The sequence below is a fragment of the Bordetella sp. 2513F2 genome (assembly GCF_054642735.1).
In genome coordinates this window covers 1,034,137-1,053,297 of record NZ_CM137755.1, presented here as the reverse complement: position 1 = coordinate 1,053,297, position 19,161 = coordinate 1,034,137, and the positions used below count along the sequence as shown (strand labels likewise).

General features: G+C 67.8%; 20 protein-coding genes. 9 read left to right on the top strand and 11 right to left on the bottom strand.

Annotated features, from left to right (window positions below; all coding sequences use genetic code 11):
* Positions 1-2: 2 nt before the first annotated feature.
* The 6 genes from ACYBYQ_RS04955 to ACYBYQ_RS04930 are packed head-to-tail and all read left to right on the top strand — an operon-like array spanning position 3 to position 5,679.
* Positions 3-872, top strand: coding sequence for an ABC transporter permease (locus tag ACYBYQ_RS04955; protein WP_459617362.1), 870 nt, complete (start codon positions 3-5; stop codon positions 870-872).
* Positions 873-874: 2 nt separating this feature from the next.
* Positions 875-1,882: an ABC transporter ATP-binding protein gene (locus ACYBYQ_RS04950; protein WP_459617360.1), complete on the top strand. Its 1,008-nt coding sequence runs from the start codon at positions 875-877 to the stop codon at positions 1,880-1,882.
* Complete coding sequence (locus tag ACYBYQ_RS04945) at positions 1,879-2,871, top strand: ABC transporter ATP-binding protein (protein ID WP_459617358.1); 993 nt, start codon at positions 1,879-1,881, stop codon at positions 2,869-2,871. The genes ACYBYQ_RS04950 and ACYBYQ_RS04945 overlap by 4 nt, the downstream gene beginning before the upstream one ends.
* Before the next feature lie 19 nt (positions 2,872-2,890).
* Entirely contained in the window at positions 2,891-3,763 is an 873-nt protein-coding gene (locus tag ACYBYQ_RS04940) for a MurR/RpiR family transcriptional regulator (protein ID WP_459617356.1), read from the top strand.
* Between the two features lie 4 nt (positions 3,764-3,767).
* Positions 3,768-5,234 carry an N-acyl-D-amino-acid deacylase family protein gene (locus tag ACYBYQ_RS04935; protein WP_459617354.1) on the top strand — a complete coding sequence of 489 codons (1,467 nt, stop codon included), beginning with the start codon at positions 3,768-3,770 and terminating at the stop codon, positions 5,232-5,234.
* Positions 5,235-5,268: 34 nt separating this feature from the next.
* Positions 5,269-5,679, top strand: a complete 411-nt coding sequence (locus ACYBYQ_RS04930; protein WP_459617352.1) for a RidA family protein — start codon at positions 5,269-5,271, stop codon at positions 5,677-5,679.
* A 27-nt stretch (positions 5,680-5,706) separates the two neighbouring features.
* Here ACYBYQ_RS04930 and ACYBYQ_RS04925 read toward each other — a convergent pair whose 3' ends face one another.
* The 9 genes from ACYBYQ_RS04925 to ACYBYQ_RS04885 form a co-directional block, all read right to left on the bottom strand.
* Positions 5,707-6,573 (bottom strand): alpha/beta fold hydrolase, encoded by an 867-nt coding sequence (locus ACYBYQ_RS04925; protein ID WP_459617350.1) that lies wholly within the window; start codon positions 6,571-6,573, stop codon positions 5,707-5,709.
* A gap of 195 nt (positions 6,574-6,768) precedes the next feature.
* Positions 6,769-7,926 carry a thiolase family protein gene (locus ACYBYQ_RS04920; RefSeq protein ID WP_459617348.1) on the bottom strand — a complete coding sequence of 386 codons (1,158 nt, stop codon included), beginning with the start codon at positions 7,924-7,926 and terminating at the stop codon, positions 6,769-6,771.
* Entirely contained in the window at positions 7,923-8,300 is a 378-nt protein-coding gene (locus tag ACYBYQ_RS04915) for a Zn-ribbon domain-containing OB-fold protein (protein ID WP_459617346.1), read from the bottom strand. Before ACYBYQ_RS04915 ends, ACYBYQ_RS04920 begins: the two co-directional genes overlap by 4 nt.
* An 8-nt stretch (positions 8,301-8,308) precedes the next feature.
* Positions 8,309-8,779, bottom strand: a complete 471-nt coding sequence (locus tag ACYBYQ_RS04910; protein ID WP_459617344.1) for a MaoC family dehydratase — start codon at positions 8,777-8,779, stop codon at positions 8,309-8,311.
* A 34-nt stretch (positions 8,780-8,813) separates the two neighbouring features.
* Positions 8,814-9,800 (bottom strand): NAD(P)H-dependent flavin oxidoreductase, encoded by a 987-nt coding sequence (locus ACYBYQ_RS04905; protein WP_459617342.1) that lies wholly within the window; start codon positions 9,798-9,800, stop codon positions 8,814-8,816.
* Between the two features lie 20 nt (positions 9,801-9,820).
* Positions 9,821-10,522 (bottom strand): 3-oxoacid CoA-transferase subunit B, encoded by a 702-nt coding sequence (locus ACYBYQ_RS04900; protein ID WP_459618708.1) that lies wholly within the window; start codon positions 10,520-10,522, stop codon positions 9,821-9,823.
* Positions 10,522-11,190, bottom strand: a complete 669-nt coding sequence (locus ACYBYQ_RS04895) for a 3-oxoacid CoA-transferase subunit A (protein WP_459617340.1) — start codon at positions 11,188-11,190, stop codon at positions 10,522-10,524. The genes ACYBYQ_RS04900 and ACYBYQ_RS04895 overlap by 1 nt, the downstream gene beginning before the upstream one ends.
* A 4-nt stretch (positions 11,191-11,194) precedes the next feature.
* Positions 11,195-12,094: an SDR family NAD(P)-dependent oxidoreductase gene (locus tag ACYBYQ_RS04890; RefSeq protein ID WP_459617338.1), complete on the bottom strand. Its 900-nt coding sequence runs from the start codon at positions 12,092-12,094 to the stop codon at positions 11,195-11,197.
* A 1-nt stretch (position 12,095) separates the two neighbouring features.
* On the bottom strand, positions 12,096-12,902 hold the full coding sequence (locus ACYBYQ_RS04885) for an enoyl-CoA hydratase (RefSeq protein WP_459617336.1): 807 nt from the start codon (positions 12,900-12,902) through the stop codon (positions 12,096-12,098).
* 241 nt (positions 12,903-13,143) lie between these two features.
* On the opposite strand from ACYBYQ_RS04885, the gene ACYBYQ_RS04880 reads away from it, so the two are divergent.
* The 3 genes from ACYBYQ_RS04880 (at position 13,144) to ACYBYQ_RS04870 (ending at position 16,097) form a co-directional block, all read left to right on the top strand.
* Positions 13,144-13,926, top strand: a complete 783-nt coding sequence (locus ACYBYQ_RS04880) for an IclR family transcriptional regulator (protein WP_459617334.1) — start codon at positions 13,144-13,146, stop codon at positions 13,924-13,926.
* Positions 13,927-14,103: 177 nt separating this feature from the next.
* Positions 14,104-15,087 (top strand): Bug family tripartite tricarboxylate transporter substrate binding protein, encoded by a 984-nt coding sequence (locus ACYBYQ_RS04875; RefSeq protein ID WP_459617332.1) that lies wholly within the window; start codon positions 14,104-14,106, stop codon positions 15,085-15,087.
* Positions 15,088-15,104: 17 nt separating this feature from the next.
* On the top strand, positions 15,105-16,097 hold the full coding sequence (locus ACYBYQ_RS04870; RefSeq protein ID WP_459617330.1) for a tripartite tricarboxylate transporter substrate binding protein: 993 nt from the start codon (positions 15,105-15,107) through the stop codon (positions 16,095-16,097).
* A 51-nt stretch (positions 16,098-16,148) separates the two neighbouring features.
* Here the strand turns inward: ACYBYQ_RS04870 and lolA are convergent, their stop codons facing one another.
* Together lolA and ACYBYQ_RS04860 are read right to left on the bottom strand one after the other, a co-directional pair.
* Positions 16,149-16,775, bottom strand: coding sequence for an outer membrane lipoprotein chaperone LolA (gene lolA, locus ACYBYQ_RS04865; RefSeq protein ID WP_459617328.1), 627 nt, complete (start codon positions 16,773-16,775; stop codon positions 16,149-16,151).
* Entirely contained in the window at positions 16,775-19,135 is a 2,361-nt protein-coding gene (locus ACYBYQ_RS04860; protein WP_459617326.1) for a DNA translocase FtsK, read from the bottom strand. The genes lolA and ACYBYQ_RS04860 overlap by 1 nt, the downstream gene beginning before the upstream one ends.
* Positions 19,136-19,161: the final 26 nt, after the last annotated feature.

The following is a 19,161-nucleotide window of genomic DNA, read 5'->3' as shown; positions in this document are numbered from 1 at the left end:
CAATGGCCATCGCAACTCCCATGAACGCCGGGGCCGACCGCTGGCAGGTGCTGCGCCTGCTGGCGGCGCGCAAGACCGTGCTGGTCGCCCTGATCGTGCTGGCCGTGCTGGTGCTGGCCGCCCTGCTGGCGCCATGGATCAGCCCCTACGATCCCTACAAGCTGTCCATCATGAACCGGCTCAAGGCGCCCGGCGCCACGTACTGGTTCGGCACCGACGACTTCGGCCGCGACGTGTTCAGCCGCGTGGTGCATGGCGGGCGCCTGTCGCTCGCCGTGGGCTTTGCGGTGGTGGTGCTGTCCAGCGTGCTGGGCATCGCCCTGGGCCTGGTTGCCGGATTCTTCCGCGGTGCCGACAAGGTGGTGTCGCGCGTGATCGACGCCATGATGGCCTTTCCCGACATCCTGCTGGCGATCGCGCTGGTGGCGGCGCTGGGGCCTTCCGTGGCCAACGTGGTGATCGCGCTGGGCATCGTCTACACGCCGCGCCTGGCGCGCGTGGTGCGTGCGTCCACGCTGGTGATCCGCGAGCTGCCTTTCGTGGAAGCGGCGCGCGCGCTGGGCGTGCCGACGTGGCGGATCGTCACCGTGCACGTGCTGCGCAACCTCGTTTCACCCCTGCTCGTGCAGGGCACGTTCATTTTCGCCTACGCCATCCTGGCCGAGGCCGGCCTGTCGTTCCTGGGCGTGGGGGTATCGCCCGAGATTCCCACCTGGGGCACCATGATCAACGCCGGGCAACAATACATGGGCAAGGCCGACTGGATCATGCTGTTCCCCGGCCTGGCCATCGTGCTGTCCGTGCTGTCGCTGCAGCTGGTGGGCGACGGCCTGCGCGACGTGCTGGACCCGCGCCTGCGCAAGGAGATCTGAACATGAGCGCGAGCCGCCGAGACATCGTCCTGTCGGTGCAGGAGCTGAAGACCTGGTTCCACAGCCGCGACGGCGTGGCCCGTTCGGTCGATGGCGTGACCTTCGACCTGGCCCGCGGCGAAACCCTGGCGATCGTGGGCGAATCGGGGTCCGGCAAGTCGGTGACCAGCCTTTCCATCATGGGGCTGCTGCCCAAGCCGGCCGGCCGCATAGAGGCCGGCAGCATCCGCTTCCGCGACCGCAACGGGCACGAGCACGACCTGGCGCATGCCAGCGCCGCCACGCTGCAGCGCATCCGTGGCGCGGAGATCGCCATGATCTTCCAGGAGCCCATGACCAGCCTGAACCCGCTGTTCACGGTGGGAGACCAGATCGCCGAGACCGTGCTGCAGCACGAAGGCTGCAGCCGGGCGGCGGCTTTCCGGCGCGCCCAGGAAATGCTGGAACGCGTGGAGATCCCGGCGGCCGGCCGCCGCCTGCATGAATACCCGCACCAGATGTCGGGGGGCATGCGCCAGCGCGTGATGATCGCGCTGGCGCTGGCCTGCAATCCCTCGGTGCTCATCGCCGACGAGCCGACCACGGCGCTGGACGTCACCGTGCAGGCACAGATCCTCGACCTGTTGCGCCGGCTGCAGGCGGAATCCGGCATGAGCATCCTGTTCGTCACGCACAACCTGGGCGTGGTGGCCGAGATCGCACACCGCGTGGCGGTCATGTATGCCGGGCGCGTGGTCGAGGACGCCGAGGTCCACGACCTGTTCGACCGCCCTGCGCACCCCTACACGCGCGGCCTGCTGTCGTGCATTCCCACGGCGGCGATCCTGGCGCGCCGCGAACGCCTGCAGCCCATCCCGGGGAGCGTGCCCAGCGCGCTGGCGCTGCCTCCGGGCTGCACCTTCGCGGCGCGCTGCGGGCTGGCCGACGGCGGCTGCACGGCCGGCGTGCCCGAACTCGTTCCTGTACAGCCCGGCCACCGGGCCCGTTGCTTCAAGGTGGCAGTCCAATGAACGCCGAGACTCCCATGCGCGCAGTCGAGCCGCTGGTGCGCGTGCAAGGCCTGAAAGTCCATTTCCCGACCGGATCGGGCAGGCACGCGCCCGTGGTGCGTGCGGTCGACGACGTGAGCTTCGACGTGCCGCGCCACAGCATCGTCGGCCTCGTGGGCGAATCCGGCTCCGGCAAGACCACCACTGGACGCGCCCTGCTGCGCCTCTTCGCCCCCACCGCCGGACGCATCGTGTTCGACGGCACCGACATCTCGGCGCTGGACCAGTCCCAGCTGCTGCCCTGGCGCAAGCGCATGCAGATCGTGTTCCAGGACCCCTACGCCAGCCTCAACCCGCGCATGACGGTGGCCGAGATCCTCGGCGAGGCGCTGGACACGCACGGGCTGGCGCGCCAGCGCCGGGAGGCACGCATCTGTGAGCTGCTGGAGCGCGTGGGCCTGAACGGCGACCATCGGCGGCGCTATCCGCACGAGTTCTCGGGCGGCCAGCGCCAGCGCATCGGCATCGCCCGGGCCCTGGCCGTGGAGCCGGACTTCATTGTCGCCGACGAGCCCGTCTCGGCCCTGGACGTGTCGGTGCAGGCCCAGGTGCTGAACCTGCTGCAGGACCTGCAGCGCGACCTGGGCCTGAGCATGCTGTTCGTTGCCCACGACCTGGCGGTGGTGGACTACCTGTGCGACGAGGTGGTGGTGATGTACCTGGGCCGCGTGATGGAGCGCGGGCCGACCCGCAAGGTCTACGCGACGCCGCGCCATCCCTATACGCGGGCCCTGCTCTCGGCCGCGCCGGTGCCCGACCCGCGCGCCGCGCGCTCGCGCATACTCCTCAAGGGCGAGATCCCCAGCCCGGTGAACCCGCCCTCGGGCTGCGTGTTCCGCACGCGCTGCCCGCATGCCGCCGAGGCCTGCGCTGCCGCGCCTCCGGAGGCGCGCGACCTGGGCGACGGCCATTTCGCCGCCTGCGTCCGCCTGGACGACCTGCCCGCATAGCCTCCACGACGGAATCCGCATGAATCCCCACCGCGACATCGTCTACCAGATCCGCAGCCGGCGCGACACGCTGAGCGTAACCGAGCGCAAGGTGGCCGACGCCATCCTGGACGACATCGCCCACGCGTCGTCGGCCACCGTCGACCAGCTGGCGCGCAAGGCCGGCGTGAGCATCGCCACCATCTCGCGCTTCGCGCGCTCGGTGGGCTGCGACGACACCCGCGACCTGAAGCTGCGCCTGGCCCAGGCCAGCGCCATCGGCGAACGCTTCCTGGACGGCAACTCGCCCGTCGAGGAGAGCACCTTCTACGCGCGCCTGTGCGCCGACATCGAAAGCACGCTGCGCGACCACCTGTCGCTGTATTCGGAAGCCCTGTTCGGGCAGGCCTCCTCGCTGCTGGGCGCAGCGCGCATGACGCACGTCTTCGGCATGGGCGGCGCCTCGGCCGCGCTGGCGCTGGAGGTGCAGTCGCGCCTGGTTCGCCTGGGCTATCCCGTGGCGGCTTACAGCGACGCGGTGCTGATGCGCATGGTGGCCTCCACCCTCGATGCCCGCGACGCCGTGCTGTTCCTTTCGGTCTCGGGCCGCACTCCGGAGATCCTTTCGGCCGCGCGCATCGTCAAGCAGTACGACGCCCGCATCGTCGCCATCACCGACCCCGCGTCCGAGCTCGCACAGACCGCCGACGTGGTGCTGCCCGTGCGGACCGACGAGACGGATTTCATCTACAAGCCCTCGGCTTCGCGCTACGCCATGCTGCTGGCGATCGACCTGCTGGCCACGGAACTGGCCCTGGCCCGCCAGGACGACACGCGCGAGCGCCTGCGCCGCATCAAGCTGGCGCTGGACGAATACCGCGGCGGGCCCAATCGCCTGCCGCTGGGAGACTGATCCGATGTACGACACCCTGATCCGCGACGCCCTGGTGTTCGACGGCACCGGCACGCCCGGGGTGCGCGCCGACGTGGCGCTGGCCGATGGCGCCATCGCGGCGGTCGGCGCACTGGCGGGCGCGCAGGCCGGCACGGTGGTGGACGCGCGCGGGCGGGCCCTGGCTCCGGGCTTCATCGACGTGCACACGCACGACGACACCAACGTGGTGCGCGCGCCGCAGATGCTGCCCAAGCTGTCGCAGGGCGTGACCACGGTGGTGGTGGGCAACTGCGGCATCAGCGCCGCGCCGGTGCGCCTGAAGGGCGAGCCGCCCGATCCCATGAACCTGCTGGGCGGCGCCGGCGATTTCGTCTACCCGTCCTTTGCCGATTACGCCCGGGCCGTGGACGCGGCCCGCCCTGCCGTCAACGTGGCGGCCCTGGTGGGGCATACGGCCTTGCGCAGCAATCACATGGACCGGCTGGACCGCCCCGCCACCGCGGCCGAGATCGAGGCCATGCGCACCGAGCTGCGCGACGCGCTGTCCCACGGCGCCCTGGGCCTGAGCACCGGTCTGGCGTACGCATCGGCCAACGCCGCTCCCACGGCCGAGGTGCAGGCGCTCGCCGAGGAACTGGACGCGCATGGCGCGCTGTACACCACCCACCTGCGTTCGGAGTTCGCGGAGATCCTGGAGGCCATGCAGGAGGCGTTCGACATAGGCCGGCATGCCGGCGTGCCGGTGGTGGTGTCGCACCTGAAATGCGCAGGCGCCGGCAACTGGGGCCGCAGCGGGGAAGTACTGGGGCTGCTGGACACGGCAGGCCGCATGCAGCCCGTGGGTTGCGACTGCTACCCCTACTCTGCCAGCTCGTCCACCCTGGACCTGAAGCAGGTCACGGGGGAATTCGACATCGACATCACCTGGTCTGTGCCGCATCCCGGGATGTCGGGCCGCAAGCTGGCCGACATCGCCGCAGAATGGGGAGTGCCGCTGCGGGAAGCGGCGCGGCGGCTGCAGCCGGCCGGCGCCGTCTACCACGGCATGCATGAGGACGACGTGCGCCGCATGCTGGCGCATCGCCTCACCATGATAGGCTCGGACGGCCTGCCCAACGATCCCCTGCCCCACCCCCGCCTGTGGGGCGCGTTCCCCCGGGTGCTCGGCCACTACAGCCGCGACCTGGGCCTGTTCCCGCTGCACCAGGCCGTGCACAAGATGACCGGCCTGTCGGCCCGCCGTTTCGGCCTGGCCGGCCGCGGCGAGATCCGCGCCGGCTGCCACGCCGACCTGGTACTGTTCGACCCCGCCACGGTATCCGACCGCGCCACGTTCCAGGATCCCGTGCAGGTGTCCGGAGGCATCGACGCGGTATGGGTCAACGGCGTGCTGTCCTACACGGATGCAGCCCCCACCGGACAGCGCGCCGGCCGCTGGCTGCCCCGCACCGGCGACCTGCGCGCGGGCTTCGCCTCGGCCGCGGCCTGATCCCGCTTTTCCATCCCCATCCAGGAGCATTCCCATGAGCAAACCGACTCCCGACGCCAACGGCATCGTGCGCTACGGCGTGTCCGGCGGCACCGGCCAGGGAGGCCAGCACATGCCCTTTGCCCGGGCGGTGCAGGCCGACGGCTGGCTTTACGTGTCGGGCCAGGTCCCGATGGAGCAAGGCGAAATCGTCGAGGGCGGCATCGTCACACAATCGCACGTGGCCATACGCAACGTCCTGGCCATCCTGGCCGAAGCCGGATACGGACCGGAGCACGTGGTGCGCTGCGGCGTATGGCTGGATGACCCGCGCGACTTCGCCGCCTTCAACAAGGTGTTCCGCGAATATTTCGGCGAGCACCCCCCGGCGCGCGCCTGCGTGGAATCGCGCCTGGTGGTGGATGCCAAGGTGGAAGTGGACTGCGTGGCCTACAGGAAGCCCTAGCATCGGGCGGCTGCGCCGCAGAGCGCATCAGGACAGCGGCCGGCCCGCGAACCAGCGCGCCAGCAGCCCGTTCACCTCGGCAGCGGCCTCGTACTGCACCCAGTGCCCCGCGTCGGGCACGATGCGCCACTGCCGATGCGGCCCGTCGGCGGCCAGGAATGGCGCCACGGCCTCGGCCACGGCGGTCACGTCGCGGGCGCCCCAGACCAGCAGCACCGGGCCGCCGTAGTCGCGCAGCGCCTGGCGCAGCCCACCGCCCAGCGATGCCGCGCGGCTGCGAAAGCGCGTTGCCATGCAGCTGGCCTCGTGTATCGCCAGCGCCAGCTCGTCGGGCTCGTGCCGCCACAGCATCAGGGCATTGAGGTTGTGCCGCAGCATGTCGCGCCGCTGCGCATCGGATTCGGCCTTGCGCCAAGGAAGCATGTCGAGCATCCGGGGCCGGGGCGTGCCATGGCCGCCCGAACCCAGCAGCGCCAGCCGGCGCACGTGCGGCCTGCGCGCCGCGAGGCGGGCGGCCACCAGGCCGCCGAACGAGAATCCCGCGAGGTCCACGGGTGTCTGCGCACCCACGGCACGGTCCAGCGTGCATTGCAGCACCGCGAGCAGCGGCTCGATATCGTCCGGGCCCCTTGGCGACGGCGCATCCGCCGAATCGAAATAGCCCGGCATGTCGGGCACCCAGACGGTATGGTCCCGCGCCAACGCTTCGATATTGCGCAACCAGTGCAGCCAGCTGCCGTGGCCGCCGTGCAGCAGCACCAGCGGGCTGCCTTGCCCAAGGTGGCGCCAGCGTATCGGCCCCAGCGGGCCGGCGATATCGCGCCAACCCACCAGCGCGTCCAGCCGCGCCATCTCCGGGTGCATGGCCCGCGCCCCTTGCTGCAGCCGGCTCATCGCGACGCCCCGGCAGGCCGCTGCGGGGCGCTGCGCCCGGACAGGCGCCTGGACTCGTTCGCGTACGGCCGGGCGGCCTCGTTGCAGGCAGGTCCGGAATCCGGAGACGTCATGGTTCGAGAAAAAGGCATGGCAAGCTTCAGCGTTGTTGCAGGCTGGACGACTGAACGCCTTGCCAGCCTTTCCGAGGGGCCGCTACAGCGTTTCCGACGTACCCATCAGTACCGTACTCTGCGATGACAGTACACCGCCATTCCCATGCGCCAGGGCAATGCGCGCATCGCGCACTTGTCTGGGGCCACATTCCCCACGCAGCTGCCGGACGGCTTCGATGAGCAGGAAAAGGCCATACATGCCGGGGTGGCAATACGACAGCCCGCCGCCATTGGTATTCACCGGCAGTTCCCCGCCTGGCGCAATGCGGCCGCCTTCGACGAATGCCCCGCCCTCGCCCTTGCGGCAGAAACCCAGGTCTTCGAGGAACAGGATCGTATTGATGGTGAATGCATCGTAGAGCGCCAGCACGTCCACATCCTTTGCCCCGATGCCCGCCATGGCATAGGCCTGCCTGCCCGAATGCTCCGCGCCGGTACGAACCAGGTCCGGCATGCTGGAAATGGAAGCATGCGTCGTATGATGCCCCGCCCCCAGCACGAAGACGGGCTGCCTGGGGAGGTCAGCCGCGCGCTCCCGCGTAGTCATCACGATCGCGCCGCCGCCGTCCGTGACCAGGCAGCAATCACGTATCGTCAAAGGATGGCTCACCATGCGGGAGGCCAACACTTCATCGATCGAGAGCGGCTGCTTTTCCCACGCCGCCGGATTCAGCAGGGCCCATTGCCGTGCCGCCACGGCGACTTCGGCAAGTTGACGCCGCGTGGTGCCGAATTCATGCATATGGCGGGCGGCGGCCAGCGCATACGCAGTGGGAGGGAGGAACGGCTTGAACGGCGACTCGTACGGGTTGCGCTCCGGCACGCTGGTATTCCTGCGCCCCAGGGAGCGCTGGGTGCTGCCATAGGCGATCACCGCCACGCGGCACAGGCCCGTGGAGATGGCATGGTGCGCCTTGGCCAGGTGCAGCATGAAGGAGGAGCCGCCGACGATGGTGGAATCCAGATAGGCATCCGGCAGCCGCAGATATTCCGCAAGCGCCAGGGCGGAGAGGCGCGATTGCGAGGTGGCGCAGAACAGGCCGTCGACGTCGCGCAGGTTCAGGCCGCAATCCGCCAGTGCGCGCTGCACGCCCTGGGCCATCAGGTCCAGGGGCGAGAAACCTGGCCCGACCTCTCCCAGGTCGGACTCTGCCACGCCCACAATGGCGGCGCGGCCACGCTCGATAGGCTGCATCATGAAGCCTCCACGGGACGGAACACAGGATAAGGGTCTTCGTCGCCCTGCGGCGGTTGCGCCGCGAAACACACGCGCATCCCGATCGCAACCTGTTCCGCGGGCACGCCCTCGACACGGCTCATGAGGCGGAAACCTTCGTCGCAGTCGATGAGCGCGACGTTGTAGGGCTCGCCCTGGCGCGGATACACGACCGTCGTGCTGTGCACGGTTCCCAGGCCCTTGCTGACGCGCCACGTCAAGGCAGCGCCCGTGTCCGGACAAAGCACGCGCGGATAGAACACCGCCTTGCCGGCCGCTTCGCTGTATTGATAAGCGAGCTCGCCGCGCCGCAGGTGTTCCACATAGACTGCATAGGGCGAAGCGCCGCCTTCCATGGGCCCTCTCACCGGCTTCCCCTGGGCACATACACCATGGAAACGGTCTGCGCGACGAGCGCCGGCTTCTCGGAACCCTCTATTTCCATGGTGTTGCCGAAGGTGAGCCGGGCGCCGCCCTCGACCGGCTCGAACTTGTCGAGCGTGCGATGCAGCCGGATGCGGCGGCCGGCCTGGACCGGCGCGGTGAAGCGCACTTTGTTGGACCCATAGTTGATGCCCTTCTCGCGCCGGCGTATGCGGCATATCTGGGCGCCCAGATACGTGACCAGGGACAGCGTCAGCATGCCGTGTGCGATGGTCCTGCCATCCGGCAGTTCCCGGGCTGCCCGCGCAACGTCCACATGTATCCAGTTCTCGTCGCCGGTTATCGCGGCGAATGCATCGATCTTCTGCTGGTCGATGGTGATCCAGTCGCTCGTCCCCAGCTTCTTCCCTACATAGCTGCGCAGTTCTTCCAGTGTCTCCAGCTCGAGCATTTCCACCTCCTCAAATGGGATGCTGCCGATGAATTCAGGCTGCCAATCCCGGGGCGCGGGCCAGTTGCGCCAGCCGCCCCGTTATCAGGCTCTCGGCCCCCGACATGATGCGCGCGACCAGCTCCGCGCAAGTGGGGATGTCGTGGATCAGCGCCTGCACCATACCCACCGTCCAGATGCCGCCATCCACGTCGCCCTCCTCATAGGCGCGGCGGCCCTTGACCCCGGCGACCCTGGGACCGATTTCCTCGATGGTGGCGCCCCCGCGCTCCATGGCAATGACGCTTTCCGACAGGGGCGTGCGCGCCACCCGGCTGGTATTGCGCAGGCTGCGCAGGATCAGGCAGGTATCGAACTCGGTGTTCGCCACGATGGCCTGCTTGATGTTCATGTGGACCGGCGACTCGACCGTGCACATGAAGCGTGTTCCCATGTTTATGCCTTCGGCGCCCAGCGCCAGGGCGGCCACCAGGCCGGCTGCGCTGCCGAAACCGCCCGAGGCGATGACGGGAATGCGCAGCTTCGCCACGGTTGCAGGAATCAGGATCAATCCGGGGATATCGTCTTCGCCGACGTGGCCGGCGCATTCGAACCCGTCGATGCTGACCACGTCGACGCCGATGGCCTGCGCCTTCAGCGCGTGCCGCGCCGTCGTGCATTTGTGTATGACCCTGATGCCGGCTGCGCGGAAAACAGGCATGTGCGCCGCCGGATTGTTGCCGGCCGTCTCCACGATCTTGACGCCGGAATCGACGATGGCATCGCGGTAGGCCTCGTAGGGCACCGGCTTCAGGGTCGGCAGAAAGGTCAGGTTGACCCCGAAGGGTTGATCCGTGAGCTCACGCGTACGCTCGATTTCGCGGGCCAGGGCCTCGGGGGTTGGTTGCGTGAGCGCCGTCAGGATTCCCAACCCTCCGGCATTTGACACGGCAGCGGCCAGTTCGGCCCTTGCCACCCACTGCATCCCCCCCTGGACGATAGGATGGCGTATGCCGAAAAGGCGCGTAATGGCGGTTTCCACGATTATTGAATCCTTCCAAGTCAGCGACGATCCGGCGCGGCTTCGTCGGCCGCGGGCGTTTCCACGCAATAGGGTCTGCAATCCGGGCTCAGGCGCAGTGTGGCGCCCGTGAGCCGCTGCAGGTCCTGCAGCGCCATGCCCTCGACCATGCGCTCAACCACGAAGCCGGCGGGCGTTACAGCCAATACGGCCAGATTGGTATATACGCGCTGCACGCAGCCGGGCGCCGTCAGCGGATAGGTACAGCGCTCCAGCAGGCGGGGGGCTCCATCCTTCTGGCAGTGCTCCATCAATACCCAGACGCTGCGCGCCCCAGCCGCCAGGTCCATGGCCCCGCCCACCCCAGGCGCGTAATCGGAGGAACCCGTCGACCAGTTCGCCAGATCGCCATTGGCAGCCACCTGGAAGGCGCCCAGACAGGCGATGTCGATGTGGCCGCCCCTGATCATCATGAAGGAGTCGCTATGGCTGAAGACCGAGGCGCCCTTCAACAACGTGACGAACTGCTTCCCGGCATTGAGCACGTCTTCGTCCTCTTCTCCGGGCGGTGCCTTGGGCCCCAGCCCCAGCAAGCCCTGTTCGCTCTGGAACAGGATCTCCCGATCCGGAAGAACGTAATCGGCCATCAAGGTCGGCAGGCCAATCCCCAGGTTGACGCAGCTTCCCTCGGGAATGTCCTGTACGGCCATGCGCGCAATCTGATCACGGCTCAGACCTTTCATCATGGAGCGACCTCCACCATCCTGTCGACGAAAACCCCGGGGGTCACGATGCACTCCGGATCGAGCGATCCGAGCTCCACCACCTCGCTCACCTGCGCCACGGTGAGCCTCGCAGCGCCAGCCATCACGGGATTGTTGATGCGGGCGCCGCGGTGGTACACCAAGTTGCCCCATCGATCGCCGCGCAAGGCCTTGATCAGCGCCACGTCTCCGTGCAATGGCTGCTCCAGCACGTAGGGCTGGCCGCCGATCATCCGGGTCTCCTTGCCGCGCGCGAGTTCGGTTCCGGCTGCCGTACGGGTGTAGAACCCGCCTATGCCGGCCGCCGCCGCCCGCAGGCGTTCGGCCAGCGTGCCCTGAGGCACGAGCTCCAGTTCGATGCGGCCGGCCCGGTACAGCTCATCGAAGATCGTCGGACCCGACAACCCGCGGGGAAACGAACACACCACCTTGCGGATCCGGTTCGCCCGCATCAATTCCGCAATGACGTCATCACCCGTGGTGGCGTTGTTGGCAACGATGGTGAGCTCGCGCACCCCCAGGTCGAGGATCGCTTCCATGAGGCGTGCGGGCCTGCCGGAAGAGCCGAAGCCCCCTACCAGCAATACCGCCCCGTCCTGTATTCCCCGGACCGCCGTGGCCAGATCAGCTGCGCGTTTGTCTATCATGGCGTCAGTCCAGGTCCTGACCCTTCATGTCGGCGTTGCGGCGCGCCCGGCGTGCCAGGTCCTCCAGGACTTCGCCGATGCGGCCGGCGTCGTCGACGGGCTGTGCTTCCGGGCCTCGATGCCAGCCTTCGAGGGCGGCCAGGAACCCGCCGCCCGCCTCGAATACCCGGCCGGTAACGCCGCCGCTGCGTTCGCTTGCCAGCCAGACCACCACCGGCGCTATCCAGCGTGGATGCCTGGCCTCGATCTCGGCCTCGCTGCGCTCGCGCAGGCCTTCCGTCATCCGGGTCTGGGCGTGCGGACTGATGGCATTGACCGTGATGCCGTGCCGCGCCAGCTCGCGCGCCGCGATGATGGTCAGGGCGGCAATGCCGGCCTTGGCTGCGCCGTAGTTGCTCTGCCCGATATTGCCGAACAGTCCGGAGGACGAGGTCGTATTGATGATCCTCGCGCCTACCGGCCTGCCTTCCTGCTTGTGCAGGCGTTTCCAGTGGGCAGCCGCATAGTGCATCGGCGCAAAAGTTCCCTTCAGGTGCACCCGGATCACCTCGTCCCACTCGGCCTCTTCCATGTTGACCAGCATGCGGTCCCGCAGGATGCCTGCATTGTTGACCAGTACGTCCAGCCTGCCGTGGCGCGCCAGAACGCCCTCGATCATCCGGCCGGCCTGCTGCCAATCGCCCACATCGGTGGAGTCGGCCTCGGCGATGCCGCCGGCGGCGCGGATCTCCTCCACCACCGCCTGCGCTGCCGAGTGGTCACGCCCCTGGCCATCACGCGAAGTGCCGACGTCGTTGACCACGACCGTCGCACCATGGGCGGCAAGCTGCAGGGCATACTCGCGGCCTATGCCGCGCGCCGCTCCCGTCACGATCACCACCCGGTCCCGGCACAGCTTTTCCATCTCACCCCTCCCTCGTCTGGGCGCTCCTGCGAAACTGCGCAGCGCGTTTCTCCACGAAAGCCCTGGCGGCCTCCTTGTGGTCTTCCGTTTCGGTGCAGCGCACATGACGCCATGCCTCGCCGTCCAGCACCTCGGCCAGCGAAGCATCGAGGCCCTGGTTCAGGTTCTGCTTCATGTACGCCAATGCGGTGCGGGGACCCTGCGCCCAGCGCCGGGCCAGCTCCATCACGCAAGGCTCGAGTGCCTCGGGCTGGCAGACCTGGTTCAGCAGGCCCAGCTCGAGCGCAGATGCGGCGTCCAGCATCGGCGAAGCCAGATACAGTTCGCGCGCCTTGGCCATCCCCACCAGCCGTGGCAGAAAATAGTGGCCGCCGAAATCGCCCGGCAGGCCGACTTGCAGGAAGCCCGTACGCAGGCGCGTGCTGGTATCGCCGATACGCAGGTCGCAGGCCAGCGCCAGTGACAGCCCCGCCCCGACGGCCGGCCCACGCAGCATCGCCACGGTGGGCTGCGGCATGGCATGCAGCAGCTCGCAGATGCGCGAGCGCCGACGCAGGCTGGCCACTTTCTGCTCGAAGCGCGGCACTTCGCCCGTTGCCATCCTGCTCACATCGCCGCCTGCGCAGAAAGCGCCTCCCGCGCCGGTGAGGACGACGGCTCCCACGTCGGGATCATTGGCGGCCTGCTGCAGCGCATCGAGGAGCCGATCGTAGAGCTCGAGGCTCAGCGCATTGCGGCGTTGCGGCCGGTTCAGGGTCAGAACCCGCACGCCGTCATCGGCATGGATCAGGAGAGGCGAATCTTGCATGTCTCGGGGATGGAATTCGTTTTTTTCATACTATGCCAAGCCCCTGCGCCCCAGCGCTAGCGGAGTCCACGCAGAAGTCCACATTTCGAGATACTTATGTCCCGACGGCGCGCAAATTTCCTATGATCGTCGTGGCGGCGCAGGCAGGCCTGCCGCGCATTGCCATCAACCGTGCAGGGTTTCGATCATGAGCCACGCCTCCCCCTCAAACCGTGTCGCGCCTTCTACGGGTACTCAGACTTTGCAGCGCGCCGCATCGCTGCTGCGCCTCATCACCTCGCACAATCGCCAGGGCATGCGGCTGGTGGACCTGTACCGACGCACGGGCATGGAACGCCCCACCGCGCATCGCATCCTGCAGGGGTTGATCGCGGAGAAATTCATCCGGCAGGACGAGCGCAGCAAACGCTACTACCTCGGCTCGCTCATCTACGAGATGGGCCTGGCCGCAACGCCGAAGATCGCGCTGCGCGATATCTGCAAGCCCCACCTGCAGACGCTGGCGGACCGCACTGGCGACACCGTCTTCATGACGGTACGTTCCGGATTCGACGCAGTGTGCGTGGCCCGGGCAGAAGGCGCCTTCCCCATCAAGGCGCTGATTCTCAATGTGGGGGCCCACCGTCCCCTCAACGTCGGCGCGGGCGGCATCGCGCTGCTCGCAACGCTTCCCGACGAGGAAGTCCGGCGCATATGCCAGGCCAATGCGGAACGCACGCTGCGCAAGAATCCCCGCTATTGCGAGACGGCACTGCGCCAGAGCATCCTGGGAACCCGCCGGCGCGGCCACTCCATCAACAAGGTCATGGATATGCCCGCGGTGCTCTCGATCGGCAAGGTTGTCCGCTATCCCGACCAGAAGGCCGCCGCGGCCATCTGCATCTGCACGCTGGCATCCCGGCTCGCAGGAGAGCGCATGGACGCGTCGGTACGCTACCTCGACGAAGCGGTGGCGGCCATCGAGGCGGAGCTGCATGAATGCCTCCGCGAGAATCCCGATTCGGTCGAAGCATTGAATCTATAGCGCCCAGCCGGACATCCGCCATCAAGTCCAATATGCGGACTTCAAACTGCAGGGCATTGCATCCCTTCATGCGGATTCATCCGTAGACTTTTCATGGTGCCGGCATGGCACGGCCGGCGGCAAGGCGGCCATACCTCTCATAAGAACCGCCAAACATGGCGACATGAGGAGACAACCATGGATCGATGCGATCGATATCGCAGAAGGCTGCTCGCCGCGGGCGTAATGGCCAGCCTGAGCAGCGCAGCGGCCTGGGCCGCGGAATTCCCTGAACGGCCCGTCCAGTTCGTATCGCCCTATTCGGCAGGCGGCACGAATGACTTCCTCACCCGGCTGATGGCCCGCCATATGGGCGACGCCCTGCGCGGCACCGTGGTGGTGGAGAACCGGGCGGGCGCCAACGGAATCGTGGGCGCCGGATATGTGGCGAAATCCGCGCCGGACGGCTATACGGCCCTGATGGGAAACAGCGCCACGCACGGCACCAATCCCACGCTGTATCCCGACGCTCCCTACGACCCGGTAAAGGACTTCGCGCCCATCAGCATGGTGGGCTCGGTCCCGATCGTGCTCGCGGTCAACGCCAGCCTGGGGATAGGCAACATGCAGGAGCTGATCTCCTATGCCCGCGCGCACCCCGGCAAACTGAGCTTCGGCAGCAGCGGCCTGGGCGGCACCGGCCACCTCGCCGGGGAAAGCCTCAATGCAGCCGCCCGCCTCAACATGACACACATCCCATACAAAGGGGACGCGCCGGCGGTCACCGATACGATGGGCGGCCAGGTATCGATGAGTTTCGTGGGCGTCGCATCCGCCGCCCCGCACGTGGCAACCGGAAAGCTGAAGATCATTGCCGTCGCCAACCCTGCAAGGGTGTCGTCCCTGCCGGGAGTGCCCACCTTCGCCGAACAGGGCTTCAAGGACGTGGTGTTCGCCCAGTGGTACGCGCTCTTCGCGCGCGCGGGCACACCGCCCGCCACGATCACCCGGTTGAACGAGGCCGCACGGGAAGTGATCGCGCGCAGCGATGTGCGCCAGAGCATGGCCTCTCAGGGCGCGGAACCCACCTACACCACCCCCGCGGACTTGGCCGAGTTCTCCCGCGCTGAAGTCGAGCGCTTCGGCCAGATCATCACCAGCCTGAAGATCCAGGCCAAATAGCCTTCCAGGAGGTTTCCATGCAACAGTCGCCCTCGACGCCATGGCTGCGCGCCGCCTCGGCTGCATTGGTCATCGCGGCAGCAATCGCCGCCTCGCCCGCCGCGCAGGCGGAACGCTACCCGGACCGCCCGATCCGCATACTGGTGCCCTACGCGCCCGGCGGGCCGTCCGACCTCATCGTGCGCGCTGCGGGACGCCTGATGGAGAAGGAACTCGGCGTACCGCTGGTCGTGGAAAACAAGCCTGGCGCCAACGGCACGCTGGGCGCCGTGGAAATGAAGAACGCCAAGCCGGATGGCTACCACCTGGCCATCGTGCCCGTCGGCATTTTCCGCCAGCCGTACATCCAGCAGACCTCGTTCGACCCGCTGCGCGATCTCACCTACATCAGCGCGCTGGTGGACTATAGCTACATGATCGCGGTCCGGGCGGATTCCAGCTGGAAGACCATGGGAGAGTTCTTGGAGGATGCCGGGAAGCATCCCGGGAAGTACCGCTACGGCACGCCAGGCGCGTTCAGCACGCCCCATCTGTCCATGGAAAAGCTGGGAACGCTGGCAGGCATCGAGTGGACCCACGTACCCTACAAGAGTGCTTCCGAGATCGTGTCCGCCTTGCTGGGAAAACAAGTGGACATCGTGGCGGGCACGGGCTCTTCCACGCTGGACCAGTACCTCGCGACCGGACAGCTGCGCGTATTGGCATCCATCGCCGATGAGCGCAGCGCTTCGCATCCGGACTGGCCCACCCTGAAGGAACAGGGTTATCCGGTGGTCGCGAAAGCGCCTTTTGGGTTGGTCGGGCCAGCCGGCATGCCGAAAGATCGCGTCAACAGGATCGCCGCCATGTTCGAGGCTGTCATGAAGAACCCGGAGTTCCGGCAAGTCGCGGCGCAGAACGCCATAGAGCTGAACTACCTGGATCCGTCGGCGTACGCGGAATATGCCAGGCGCACCTACGCGGAAGAAGGGGAACGCATGCCCAGGCTGCTGCAAGCCAGCCAGAAGTGAGGCGCCATGCCTGTGCCGGCCTCATTGGCAACGCCGGCCTTTTCGCACCGCCTACATCTTCACGACGTCCACCCCTGGCGGCGCGTTGAACTGGAACTCTGACGCCGGCACGGCGGCATTGGGCTGGATGCCCGTAAGCTCGACGCGCGTGGTCTGGCCGAAGGCGTCGAGCAGTTCCACGCGCACCGGCTGGTCGTTCTTCATGCCGATGTCCACGCGCGAAAAGCCGGCATCGGCGTTGCGCGGCTTGGCGCGCAGCCAGTCGAGGCCGTCGCGCGCGGGCAGCGCCTCGACGTTGAAGGCGTGTTCGAGGTCTCCGGACCCGAACAGGATGGCCGCCGGCGAGGTGCCGATGGCCTGGTCGACCTGGCGCACCGTGACCTGCGCGAGATCCGGGTCGTACTGATACAGCTGCTTGCCGTCGGACACGACCAGCTGCTCGTAGGGCTGCTGCACGGCCCATTTGAACCTGCCGGGCCGCTGGAAGGCGAACTGGCCGCGCTGCGCCTGCTGGGCGCGCCCTTGCGGGCTCACGGTGGACTGGGTGAAGCTGCCCTTGGCCGCCTGCACGGTGGACACGAAGGTCTTGAGCTGCTCCTGGGCGCTGGCAGCCAGCGCGGCGAGCGGACACAGGCCGAGCACCGCCGCGGCGGCGCATCGACGAAGGGTATGGCGCATCAGGCTTCCTCCCGGGCCGGCACCAGGATCTCCCGGTTGCCGTTGGATTGCATCGCCGACACCATACCAGCCTGCTCCATCTGCTCGAGTAACCGCGCGGCACGGTTGTAACCGATGCGCAGGTGGCGCTGCACCAGCGAGATCGAGGCGCGGCGGTGCTTGAGCACGACTTCGCAGGCCTGGTCGTACATGGGGTCCGACTCGGCATCGCCCATGCCCGTGACCGAACTCAGGCCGTCGCCCGTCTCGCCCTCGGCGCCGCCTTCGAGCAGGCCATCGATATAGTTGGGCGCGCCCTGGGCCTTGAGGGCCTCGACCACCCGGTGCACTTCGTCGTCGTGCACGAAGGCGCCGTGCACGCGCACCGGCAGCCCCGAACCCGACGGCATGTAGAGCATGTCCCCCTGGCCCAGCAGGGTTTCCGCCCCCATCTGGTCGAGGATGGTGCGCGAATCGATCTTGGACGACACCTGGAAGGCGATGCGGGTGGGAATGTTGGCCTTGATCAGGCCGGTGATGACGTCGACGCTGGGGCGCTGCGTGGCGAGGATCAGGTGGATGCCGGCCGCCCGCGCCTTCTGCGCGAGACGCGCGATCAGTTCCTCGATCTTCTTGCCCACCACCATCATCAGGTCGGCCAGCTCGTCGATCACCACCACGATCATGGGCAGCGTGGTGAGCGGCTCGGGCTGGTCGGGGGTGAGCGAGAAGGGATTCGGGATCGGCTCCTCGCGCTTGATGGCGTCACGGATCTTGCTGTTGTAGCCGGCCAGGTTGCGCACGCCCAGCTTGCTCATGAGGCGATAGCGCTTCTCCATCTCGCCCACGCACCAGTTCAGCGCGTTGGCGGCATGGCGCATGTCGGTGACCACCGGCGCCAGCAGGTGCGGAATGCCCTCGTAGACGCTCATCTCGAGCATCTTGGGGTCGATCAGGATCAGGCGGGTGTGGGAGGCGTCGGCCTTGTACAGCAGCGAGAGGATCATGGCGTTGATCCCCACCGACTTGCCCGAGCCCGTGGTGCCCGCGACCAGCAGGTGCGGCATCTTGGCCAGGTCGGCCACCACCGGGTTGCCCGCGATGTCCTTGCCCAGCGCCATGGTGAGCACCGAGGGGCTGGCGTGGTAGGTCTGCGAGCCGAGGATCTCGGAGAGCTTGACCATCTGGCGCTTGGGATTGGGCAGCTCCAGACCCATGAGGTTCTTGCCCGGGATGGTCTCGACCACCCGGATGCTGACGAGACTGAGGGCGCGGGCGAGGTCCTTGGCGAGATTGACGATCTGGCTGCCCTTGACCCCGGTGGCCGGCTCGATCTCGTAGCGGGTGATCACGGGGCCGGCCTGGGCCGCCACCACGGTGACGGCCACGCCGAAGTCTGCGAGTTTCTTCTCGATCAGGCGCGACGTGAATTCGATGGTTTCGGCCGACACGGTTTCCTGGTTGAACTGCGGGGCGTCGAGCAGGCTGAGCGCAGGCAGGTCGCTCTCGCCGGCGGGCGGGGCGAACAGGGTCTGCTGCTTTTCCTTTTCGGCCCGGTCGGAACGCGGCACCACCGTGATGGCCGGTTCGATGCGCACGGGTTGCTCGTGCACCAGTTTTTCCTGCTTGGCCACCACCTGCTCGGTGCGGGCCGCCTTGGCCACCTCGCCGACGCGGCGATCCTGGCGGGCGGTGTAGGAATCCCGCACGCGCCGCACCAGGTTCTCGAGCCAGCTGCCGACGCGCTCGGCCACCTGCAGCCAGGAGAACGAGAAGAAGAGGCTCAGGCCGATGGCCAGCAGCACCAGCAGCACCAGCGTGCCGCCCGTGAAACCCACCCCGCGGGCCAGCGCGTCGGCCAGCATCTGGCCTATCACGCCGCCCGCGCCGCTGCCGCCGTCGGCGCCCCCGGGCAGGTGCATGCCCCAGGAATACAGGCGCAGCGCCTCGATGCCCAGCGAGCCCAGCAGCAGCAGGAAAAAGCCCACGCCCTGCTCCCAGTGCACGCGAGGCAGGACTTCGGGCTCCCTGGACGGCGTGCGCAGGTGGGTGGCCAGGCGCCGGTAGCCGGCGCGCACGCGATGCAGCAGCAGCACCACCCACCACCAGGCGGAGAAACCGAACAGGTACAGCAGGATGTCGGCCAGGTAGGCGCCCAGCGTGCCGCCGCGGTTGTGGATGACGCCGGATGCTACCGAGTGTGACCACCCCGGATCCGCGGGATCCCAGGTGGCCAGCACCAGGGCAAGCCAGGCGGCCAGGGCGGCGAACAGGATCCATCGCGCCTCGCGCAGCAGCGCGGAAATCCGCGTCTGCAGGGGGGACGGACCGTTGCGGGTGTTGCGCGAGGCGCGCGGCGTGGCGGTGGTAATACGCGGCATGGGGCTCATTATAATTGGGCATTACC

Excerpts from the sequence above, each read along its gene's own strand:
- ACYBYQ_RS04900 (WP_459618708.1), bottom strand. The coding sequence starts at position 10,522 with ATGAAAGGTCTGAGCCGTGATCAGATTGCGCGCATGGCCGTACAGGAC.
- ACYBYQ_RS04895 (WP_459617340.1), bottom strand. The coding sequence starts at position 11,190 with ATGATAGACAAACGCGCAGCTGATCTGGCCACGGCGGTCCGGGGAATA.
- ACYBYQ_RS04910 (WP_459617344.1), bottom strand. The coding sequence starts at position 8,779 with ATGCTCGAGCTGGAGACACTGGAAGAACTGCGCAGCTATGTAGGGAAG.
- ACYBYQ_RS04955 (WP_459617362.1), top strand. The coding sequence starts at position 3 with ATGGCCATCGCAACTCCCATGAACGCCGGGGCCGACCGCTGGCAGGTG.
- ACYBYQ_RS04935 (WP_459617354.1), top strand. The coding sequence starts at position 3,768 with ATGTACGACACCCTGATCCGCGACGCCCTGGTGTTCGACGGCACCGGC.
- ACYBYQ_RS04950 (WP_459617360.1), top strand. The coding sequence starts at position 875 with ATGAGCGCGAGCCGCCGAGACATCGTCCTGTCGGTGCAGGAGCTGAAG.
- ACYBYQ_RS04860 (WP_459617326.1), bottom strand. The coding sequence starts at position 19,135 with ATGCCGCGTATTACCACCGCCACGCCGCGCGCCTCGCGCAACACCCGC.
- ACYBYQ_RS04890 (WP_459617338.1), bottom strand. The coding sequence starts at position 12,094 with ATGGAAAAGCTGTGCCGGGACCGGGTGGTGATCGTGACGGGAGCGGCG.
- ACYBYQ_RS04915 (WP_459617346.1), bottom strand. The coding sequence starts at position 8,300 with ATGGAAGGCGGCGCTTCGCCCTATGCAGTCTATGTGGAACACCTGCGG.
- ACYBYQ_RS04870 (WP_459617330.1), top strand. The coding sequence starts at position 15,105 with ATGCAACAGTCGCCCTCGACGCCATGGCTGCGCGCCGCCTCGGCTGCA.
- ACYBYQ_RS04925 (WP_459617350.1), bottom strand. The coding sequence starts at position 6,573 with ATGAGCCGGCTGCAGCAAGGGGCGCGGGCCATGCACCCGGAGATGGCG.
- ACYBYQ_RS04875 (WP_459617332.1), top strand. The coding sequence starts at position 14,104 with ATGGATCGATGCGATCGATATCGCAGAAGGCTGCTCGCCGCGGGCGTA.
- ACYBYQ_RS04940 (WP_459617356.1), top strand. The coding sequence starts at position 2,891 with ATGAATCCCCACCGCGACATCGTCTACCAGATCCGCAGCCGGCGCGAC.
- ACYBYQ_RS04885 (WP_459617336.1), bottom strand. The coding sequence starts at position 12,902 with ATGCAAGATTCGCCTCTCCTGATCCATGCCGATGACGGCGTGCGGGTT.
- lolA (WP_459617328.1), bottom strand. The coding sequence starts at position 16,775 with ATGCGCCATACCCTTCGTCGATGCGCCGCCGCGGCGGTGCTCGGCCTG.
- ACYBYQ_RS04920 (WP_459617348.1), bottom strand. The coding sequence starts at position 7,926 with ATGATGCAGCCTATCGAGCGTGGCCGCGCCGCCATTGTGGGCGTGGCA.
- ACYBYQ_RS04945 (WP_459617358.1), top strand. The coding sequence starts at position 1,879 with ATGAACGCCGAGACTCCCATGCGCGCAGTCGAGCCGCTGGTGCGCGTG.
- ACYBYQ_RS04930 (WP_459617352.1), top strand. The coding sequence starts at position 5,269 with ATGAGCAAACCGACTCCCGACGCCAACGGCATCGTGCGCTACGGCGTG.